This window comes from uncultured Chitinophaga sp. (assembly GCF_937898475.1).
Lineage (GTDB): Bacteria > Bacteroidota > Bacteroidia > Chitinophagales > Chitinophagaceae > Chitinophaga.
This window is the reverse complement of sequence record NZ_CALEJS010000037.1, coordinates 64840-73403: the sequence shown is the minus strand read 5'-3', so window position 1 is coordinate 73403 and position 8564 is coordinate 64840. Positions and strand designations below refer to the sequence as shown.

Below are 8564 nucleotides of genomic sequence, written 5' to 3'. Positions count from 1 at the left end.
ACCCGCGACCTCCGCCGTGACAGGGCGGCATTCTAACCAACTGAACTACCGATCCGTTCCTTAATTCAGGGCTGCAAATATATGCAGAAAAATTCCACAAATGCAAATCAAATTTTTTTTTCGCACCGATATATTAATTTGCCAGCAATGAATCCGGCACTTACCTTTCGCAAAACCAGGATAGCTCCTACACCCAGCGGTTTCCTCCACCTGGGCAACATCCTGTCTTTTGCACTGACCGCCGCCATTGCCCGGAAAACCCAGGCCCGTATCCTCCTCCGTATTGACGACCTGGATCGCGACCGCGCCACCCGTGAATATGTAGAAGATATTTTCTCCACACTCCGTTTTCTCAATATCCCATGGGACGAAGGCCCCCGGGATTACCTCGGATTCGAAACTGCCTATTCCCAGCTGCATCGCATGAACCTTTACAGGGAAGCCCTGGAACACCTCCGGGAAAGCAAACAGGTGTTTGCGTGTAACTGTTCACGTACCCGGATAGCCGCCCTTAGTCCCGACGGTACGTACCCCGGTACCTGCCGTTATAAAGGTATCCCGCTGGATGAAGAAAATGTCAGCTGGAGATTATGCACCACAGGGGAAGAGCAGGTACAAGTCAAAACCCTGTCCGGGCAGAGAATCAAAACCGTTTTACCTCCTTCCATGTCGTCATTTGTAGTGAGAAAAAAAGACGGTTTCCCTGCCTACCAGCTAACGTCCATCATCGATGATCAGTATTTCGGAATCGATCTGGTGGTACGCGGAGAGGATCTCTGGCCATCTACGCTTGCCCAGCTATACCTGTCTTCATTGTTGCCTGGGAATAATTTTCAGCATAGTACCTTCTGGCATCATCCCTTGCTGATGGGCCCCGGCGATAGAAAACTTTCCAAATCGGCAGGCGACACTTCCATTCAATACCTGCGCAAACAAGGTAAAACGCCTGCAGACATTTTCGCCGGTATTGCAGCTATGGCAGGTTATCAAACACCGGTTACCAATTTCGAAGAGCTGTTGCAGGCAGCCACAATATTTTAGTATACGGGTGGCTTGCAGTCTCCTGGCAGATGGTCGTAGTCTCCGGCTGCACAACTAACATCTACGACACTAAGAATTATGAACGCACTTCTAGTTATAAAAAGAAAGCCGACATATTGCCGGCTTCCAGATAGAAACGAGATGTAATTTTGCTTATTGAAGTGCTTTTTTAATTTCAGTTGCTGCCTGCAGTAATGCTGTATGTGTGCCGGGCACCTGGCTGAGGGGGTTCAGTAATCCCCAGTCATGGATCATACCATTGTAACGCACAGCAGTTACTTTTACGCCTGCTTCATCCAGCTTCCTTGCATATGCTTCGCCTTCATCACGCAGTACATCGTTTTGTGCTACCTGTACCAGGGCAGGAGGGAGGCCTTTCAGTTGTTCAAGGCTGGCCTGCAGGGGAGAAGCATAGATCTCTTTACGTGCATTCAGGTCGGTGGTGTAATTATCCCAGAACCATTTCATTGCGTTTTTGGTCAGGAAGTAACCGTTAGCATATTGATTGTAAGAGGCGGTTTCAAAATTAGCATCTGTAACAGGCCAGAGTAACACCTGCAGTTTGATCTCAGGGCCTTTCTTGTCTTTCGCCATCAGCGCTACAACAGCCGCCATGTTACCGCCTACACTGTTACCTGCTACGGCTAAACGTTTGCCATCCACACCAATTTCTTTACCATGTTCAGCCACCCATTGTGTAGCTGCGTAAGCCTGGTTGATAGCAACGGGGTAATGTGCTTCCGGTGAGGGAGTATAGTTAACAAATACAGCTGCTGCGCCGGATTCCACTACCAGATCACGCACCAGGCGCTGATGGGTGGGAAAATCGCCTAATACCCAGCCACCGCCATGGAAGAACATGAACACAGGCAATATGCCTTTTGCGTTGGAAGGTTTAACAATATTCATTACCAGCGGTTTGCCGTCGTAAGTGATGGTTTTCTCGCTGACAGTGATGCCGGAGAGATCTACTTTAACAGAAGACTGCGCACCGGTGAGAACCGCCCGGGCATCTTTGGGTGATAACTGTTCCAGTGGTTTGCCGTCACCGGAGTTCAGTACGTTTAAAAAAGCCTGGGTGCCGCTTTCAACATAGGGATCCTTGGTTTGAGCTGATAAGCTGGTTCCTAATGCCAGTGCCAGGAGCATGATAGAACCTTTCTTTAAGATGGAAGACTTTTTCATTTTATGATGCATTTAATGTTTGATGATTAATTGAACACCACAAAATTACTCCGGCCATAGGGGCGGTTCAATGTACGATTGTAGACAGCTATAGCACTTTTTTCCCCGGGGGGCTCCACCGGGGTTCAGACCAGTGCTGCAGAGGATTGCTGGTAACTTAAACGGAAGTTGTTGGGACTGGCGCCCGCTTGTTTGGTAAAGAAGCGGATAAAATAGGAAACATCGTCATATCCCAGCTTGTAGCTGATCTCCTTTACGCTGAGCTGGGTATGAACCAGTAATCTTTTTGCCTCAAGGATGATCCGGTTTTTAATAATGTCATTCGGGGTAGTATCACTGTAACGGGTGATACGCTTATTCAGCGCCTTGGGACTAATGTGCAGTAGTTCGGCATAGTCAGCTACGGTATGCAAACGGGCATAATGCCACTCCACCAGCTGGCTGAACTTCCTGGAAAACTCTGCTTCATCACGTGTTTTACCATCTGTAATATCATGTTCCTGTTTCCAGATGCGGGTAGACTTAATAATGATCCTTTTCAGCAAGATGCGTAACATTTCTTCAACCGCAGTATCCTCCTGCTCAATCTCCGCTTTTATTTCCTGCAGGGTGTGCTGAAAGTCTGCCGCCATAGGCCCTTTCAGGAAGATAACCGGTATTTCGTATACATTATGGAACAAAATGCCATCGCAAGCCACTTCTTTGTCATGGATCTCTACGCAGTAAAAATCCCGGTTATAATAGATCATGGTACCGCAGCAGGCTTCATCAAACCAGTAATGCTGCCCGGGATTAATAAAGAACAGCGCGTCTTCCTTCAAATTGTATTGTTTGAAGTCGATAGTAAGCTTCCCTTTCGCCTTTACCAGCACAATTTTGATAAAGCTGCTGTAATCACGTCCGGCCAGCCGTTCGGGCAGGTCTTTATTGAAGTCAAAATACCCGAATTGCTTAAATGCAAATTGTCTGAAGTGGTTCATCCGGTAAAATATAAGGAGATACTGCTAAGATATTAATTTTTCGGCTGGTCTCGCTGGCAAAGCTGTTTAACCACTTTTTCCTACCTTCATTTTCCGGAAAACAGCGATTGATCAATGGAGTATAAAGAATACAAACCGCATCCTGTACTGTCGGCTTATATTGAATGCTATTGGTCGGCATTGGCTGACAGACCGCCGTTCCGGGACCAGGAATCCCTGATCCCGGATGGCACGATTGAGCTGATGTTCAATTTCGGGGACAATTATGCACAGATTAAGGATGGGCAATCACTCACCGTAAAAGGATCGCATGTTATTGGTATCCGGAAACACTCACTCCTTATTTCACAAACCAGGAAACAGCATATTTTTTCCATCCGGTTTAAACCAGGCGGTTCTTATCCATTCTTCAGGATTCCTGTGCATTTGTTTTCCAACGCATTTTTCCAGGTGGAAGACCTCCTGGGTAAAGAATACAGGGTTTTGGAAGAACAAATGGCTGAAGCCGGCAATATGGAAAGAGTAGTGCTGGCAGACAGTTTCCTGTTACAGAAAATTAACAACACGCAGGACGTTTACAGTTTTGTAGCTAGATGTTCTAGAGCATTATTACAATGCCCTTCCACCCCTGTAAACACGTTAGCTGCACAGTTCAATACGAACTATAAGACCCTGGAACGCCGCTTTAAAACAGTGATGGGATTAACCCCTGCAGAACTGCTGAAAATAAAACGGTTTAATGATGCCGTACTGGCCATGTATTCATGCAGGCATACATCTCTCACCGGCATTGCGTATGAATGCGGGTATTATGACCAATCGCATTTTATAAGAGAATTTAAACAACTGACAAACTTCACCCCACGCGATTTCCTGAAAGAGCAGTTTACCATTGTCCAGGTTATTCAGCCAGCCCTTGCAGACAGAATGTCCAGGTTGTATAACCTCTGATGGTGTCGAATTTATACAATTATACCTTGGTGTCCTGAAGCAACTTTGCGATAAATATTTGTGACATGAATCAACAAACAATGCAACTGGTTCCCTACCTGCACTTCAACGGGGACTGCGAAGAGGCCCTGACCACTTACCAGCAGATCCTAGGCGGCGAGATCAATGTAGTAAACCGCTACGATAACACAGCAATAAAGGCTCCTGAGGAGTATAAGCACAAGATACTGCATGCAGTCTATACGTTTGGAGGAAACACCATCCTTGCCAGCGATGCCATGACCGGGAGGCCGGTCACCCGCGGTACGGGCGATGTATCATTATCTATTACCGTGTCCGGCCCGGAAGAAGGTCAGAAAATATTTGATCAGCTGTCTGCAGGTGGAACACTGCATTTCCCTTTTAAGCGGCAATTCTGGGGTGCATGGCATGGAAATTTTACCGATCGCTTCGGGATCCGCTGGATGGTGAACGCAGAGGGATAAACAAAAAACCCGCTCAACGAGCGGGCTTTTACATTTCGTATCAGTCTAATTTGCGGACCGGACGGGACTCGAACCCGCGACCTCCGCCGTGACAGGGCGGCATTCTAACCGACTGAACTACCGATCCTCCTCACTTACAGGGTGTTACCCCTGGTCCGTTTTGGGATGGCAAAGATAGCAACAAATTGATCAAATTCGCAAATCTTTTTTAAAAAAACTTTAGAGCTTTATCTTTACACCGTTCTTTAACCAATTTTAAATCTGATTATGCAATTCCTGGACTTTGAAAAACCTGTTGCTGACCTGTATGAGCAGTTGGAAAAGCTGAAAGAGAATGGCCAGAAATCCGGCGTCGACGTCTCTGCTACCGTAAAAGAGTACGAACAGAAGATCGTTGCCACCCGCCAGAATATCTATGACCATCTCACCAGCTGGCAAAAAGTGCAGCTGAGCAGGCATCCCGACAGGCCCTATACCCTTGCCTATATTGAAAGAATGACCACCAACTTCCTCGAACTGCATGGCGACAGGAACGTGAAGGACGATAAGGCAATGGTTGGCGGTTTTGCCGAACTGGATGGCGAAACCATTATGTTCATCGGCCAGCAGAAAGGTGTCAACACCAAAATGCGCCAGATCCGGAACTTCGGTATGGCCAATCCCGAAGGTTACCGCAAGGCCCTCCGCCTCATGAAACTGGCGGAGAAATTCAATAAACCCATCGTTACGCTGATAGATACCCCGGGCGCTTTTCCCGGACTGGAAGCTGAAGAAAGAGGGCAGGGCGAAGCCATTGCCCGCAACCTTTTCGAAATGATGCGCCTCCGCGTGCCCGTTGTCTGCATCATTATCGGCGAAGGCGCCTCCGGCGGTGCACTTGGTATCGGTATAGGAGACCGTGTATTCATGCTCGAAAACAGCTGGTATACCGTAATTTCTCCCGAAAACTGCTCCACCATCCTCTGGCGTACCTGGAATTACAAGGAAAAGGCCGCAGAAGAGCTGAAGCTTACCTCCGACCATATGAGCCAGTTCGGTTTGGTAGATGGCGTTATTAAAGAGCCCCTGGGTGGCGCACATGTTAACCCGGAAGAGGCAGCTGCCATTCTTAAGCAAAGGATCAAAGAAACCCTGGCTGAGCTGAAAAAGATCGATCCCGAAACCCGCATAGAGCAACGGATCGAAAAATTCAGCAACATGGGCTTTTACGACGAACGCTAAAAAATATTTAAACATACCAGGCCAAATGACAATATTTGCAGACTTTTTGGCTTATTAATACTTCATGGAACAGTTAAGAGGATCTGGTGTAGCCCTCGTTACACCGTTCAAAGCAGATGAAAGCATTGATTGGAATGCTTTGGAAAAATTGATTGATCATGTGATTAATGGTGGAATAGACTACGTGGTATCACTCGGAACCACCGGCGAAACACCTACCCTCTCTTCCGAAGAGAAGCTTGACCTTATTAAGTTTACTTTTGAAAAGGTGCAGAAGCGGGTGCCCGTGGTTGTGGGTATTGGCGACTATAATACACGCGATGTGGTAAAACGTCTCGAGACCTGTCCGCTGGATGAAGCTGCAGCCGTGCTCAGCGTAGCACCATATTACAGTAAGCCCAGCCAGGAAGGCATCTTCCAGCACTATAAAACCATCGCCAAAGCATCTCCCAGGCCGATCATCCTCTATAACGTACCCGGCCGCACCGGCCGTAATATGACCGCTGCTACTACCGTACGCCTGGCGCATGAAGTGGAGAACATCGTTGCCATGAAAGAAGCCAGTGGCGATATGGTACAGTGCATGCAGATCATCAAAGACAAACCTGAAGGTTTCCTGGTAATCAGCGGCGATGATGCCCTTGCCCTGCCACAGCTTGCCTGCGGTATGGACGGCGTGATCTCCGTGGCGGCTAACTACTTTGCGGCCGACTTCTCAGCCATGGTAAAAGCAGCCCTGGACAACAACATCCCGGCTGCCCGCAACCTGCACTACAAGATGCATGAAGCATTTGAGCTGATGTTTGCGGAAAATAACCCGGCCGGTATCAAGGCGTTCCTGCATTACGGCGGGATTACTGAAAACGCTTTCCGCCTGCCTGTAGTACCGGTAAGCAGGGAGCTGGACGCTAAAATAAAAGCCTTTGTAAGTAACTATAAGTAACTAAGGCAGTTGCTGAAATTTCTGAACCCTCCAATGGTTAGATCCATGGAGGGTTTTTTCTTGCCGCCATTTTCCAGGTTCCTTCATCTGCTCCACATGTTATCTTCGTCCGCTCCTCCTTGAGTCCTCGTCCACTCCTCGTGCCATCTTCGTGCTATCTTAGTAAAACCTTAGTGGAACCTTCGTGTAAGCTTACTGGAGTCTTAGTGACCTTTCATCAGACAATAAAAGTGGCCCCCTCTACAGACAGGTCCGTATTGGGAAAAACCGGGCGGCATTCATCCAGGAATGGCTGCAGTTCCGTGTATTTGGAGGAGAAATGGCCGATCAGGAGCCGTTTGGCGCCTGCCTTCAGGGCCAGGGTGGCAGCCTGCACAGAGGTGGTATGGTAGCGCTCCGCTGCCCTTTCTGCCAGGCCATGCAGATAAGTAGTTTCATGGTACACCAGGTCAGCTCCTTCCAGGTAAGGAAGCAGCCCCTCGTCATAGATGGTATCGGCGCAATACACATATTTTTTGCCCTTGGAAGGGGGGAGGGTTACCCAATGGTTTTTTACCAGCAACCCATCCTTACGTTGATAATCAGCCCCTTCCTGCAGCTGGGAATAATAGGCGGCCGGTATTTCATAGGCATGGGCCTGGTCGGGGATGATTTTCCGCTTTTTGCGTTGCTGATCAAAAATGAACCCAAAGCAGGGAATGCGGTGATTAACCGGGAAATAGCTTACCTGCAGATCTTTTTCATCCAGGATAACGCCAGCTTGTTCTGCCAGCAGTGCAACAAAGGAAAGCTCAAATTTCAGCTGGGTAAAAGAGCTGTCCAGCTGCAGGTGTATAATTGTTTCCAGTTCGGGAGGTGCGTATATGGTAAGCGGTTCCGTACGGCCCAGCAGGTTAAGGCTGTTTATCAGCCCTATCAGACCAAAGTAGTGATCGCCGTGTAAATGACTGATGAAAATGTGCCGCATCTTGCTGCGCCTGATCTTGAAGCGTGCAAGCTGCAACTGGGTGCCTTCTCCGCAGTCTATCATAAGCACCTGGTCATTGGAGGTAACAACCTGTGAGGTAGGGTGTCTTTCAGCGGTTGGTATGGCAGAATTGTTGCCTAAGATTGTGACTCCAAACATATTTCAAAAAAGCCGAAAATACATAATTCTGGCCACTAACCACTCCCGGCATCCCTAAGCAAACTGCTAACCGCCAATAGCTAACAACTATTCCCCATCCAGCAGATCTCTTTCCAATGATTCCATCATTACCATATCGATGGCTTCGGATAGGGTAGGGGTAATGTTTAGTTCGTATTCACAGTCTTTGTTGAGTGCAGCTGTTAAAGTGTTGTTAACGTTTGTAATAGCGCAGGAAAGGTTACTGTCATACTGTTGCCCATACACTGTTAAAATGGCCTGTATTCCGGCCTCATCTGCAGACTCAACCAATGCCATATCCAGTATGAGGTTCCTGCCATTGAGCTCGGGTAATTCAATGATCCGGCGAACGAATGCTTCTGACAAATTAGCATCCAGCACCGGAAATTCCGGTCGGAAAATCACTATTTTTTCTTTGGTATCAATTTTGAATCGCATAAGGCCGGACCTTGTTTAGTACATTTAGTAAAGTAATTGAGGGAAACCGCGAAAATTCTCTAAGAGGCGGCAACTGAAAAGTCGCTTTCTCCGTAGGTATTATCACAGTCTTTTCCTGCAACACACAGCACAAAAGTAAATCTTATACTATTAACGTGTTAGATCAAAAGAAT

At 47.7% G+C, this 8564-nt stretch carries 9 protein-coding genes and 1 tRNA gene; 5 read left to right on the top strand and 5 right to left on the bottom strand.

All coding sequences use genetic code 11. The features are described 5' to 3' along the window. Positions 1-147: 147 nt before the first annotated feature. Positions 148-1041, top strand: a complete 894-nt coding sequence (locus Q0577_RS21895) for a glutamate--tRNA ligase family protein (RefSeq protein WP_298740152.1) — start codon at positions 148-150, stop codon at positions 1039-1041. A gap of 153 nt (positions 1042-1194) precedes the next feature. Here Q0577_RS21895 and Q0577_RS21890 read toward each other — a convergent pair whose 3' ends face one another. Together Q0577_RS21890 and Q0577_RS21885 are read right to left on the bottom strand one after the other, a co-directional pair. Further along, positions 1195-2226, bottom strand: a complete 1032-nt coding sequence (locus tag Q0577_RS21890; RefSeq protein ID WP_298740150.1) for an alpha/beta hydrolase — start codon at positions 2224-2226, stop codon at positions 1195-1197. A 125-nt stretch (positions 2227-2351) separates the two neighbouring features. Beyond that, positions 2352-3206: an AraC family transcriptional regulator gene (locus tag Q0577_RS21885; RefSeq protein ID WP_298740149.1), complete on the bottom strand. Its 855-nt coding sequence runs from the start codon at positions 3204-3206 to the stop codon at positions 2352-2354. 114 nt (positions 3207-3320) lie between these two features. Here Q0577_RS21885 and Q0577_RS21880 point away from each other — a divergent pair, with 114 nt between their 5' ends. After that, on the top strand, positions 3321-4157 hold the full coding sequence (locus Q0577_RS21880) for an AraC family transcriptional regulator (RefSeq protein WP_298740147.1): 837 nt from the start codon (positions 3321-3323) through the stop codon (positions 4155-4157). Between the two features lie 65 nt (positions 4158-4222). Continuing rightward, positions 4223-4642, top strand: a complete 420-nt coding sequence (locus tag Q0577_RS21875) for a VOC family protein (RefSeq protein ID WP_298740145.1) — start codon at positions 4223-4225, stop codon at positions 4640-4642. Between the two features lie 53 nt (positions 4643-4695). Here Q0577_RS21875 and Q0577_RS21870 read toward each other — a convergent pair. Then, positions 4696-4769, bottom strand: a tRNA-Asp gene (locus tag Q0577_RS21870). Positions 4770-4909: 140 nt separating this feature from the next. Here Q0577_RS21870 and Q0577_RS21865 point away from each other — a divergent pair. Together Q0577_RS21865 and dapA are read left to right on the top strand one after the other, a co-directional pair. Then, positions 4910-5863 carry an acetyl-CoA carboxylase carboxyltransferase subunit alpha gene (locus Q0577_RS21865; protein ID WP_298740143.1) on the top strand — a complete coding sequence of 318 codons (954 nt, stop codon included), beginning with the start codon at positions 4910-4912 and terminating at the stop codon, positions 5861-5863. Between the two features lie 64 nt (positions 5864-5927). Continuing rightward, entirely contained in the window at positions 5928-6806 is an 879-nt protein-coding gene (gene dapA, locus Q0577_RS21860) for a 4-hydroxy-tetrahydrodipicolinate synthase (RefSeq protein ID WP_298740141.1), read from the top strand. Positions 6807-7023: 217 nt separating this feature from the next. Here dapA and Q0577_RS21855 read toward each other — a convergent pair whose 3' ends face one another. Then, a complete protein-coding gene (locus Q0577_RS21855) occupies positions 7024-7932 on the bottom strand; it encodes a ribonuclease Z (RefSeq protein ID WP_298740140.1) in 909 nt (302 codons plus the stop codon). A gap of 87 nt (positions 7933-8019) precedes the next feature. Beyond that, on the bottom strand, positions 8020-8391 hold the full coding sequence (locus tag Q0577_RS21850; protein WP_298740139.1) for an STAS domain-containing protein: 372 nt from the start codon (positions 8389-8391) through the stop codon (positions 8020-8022). Positions 8392-8564: the final 173 nt, after the last annotated feature.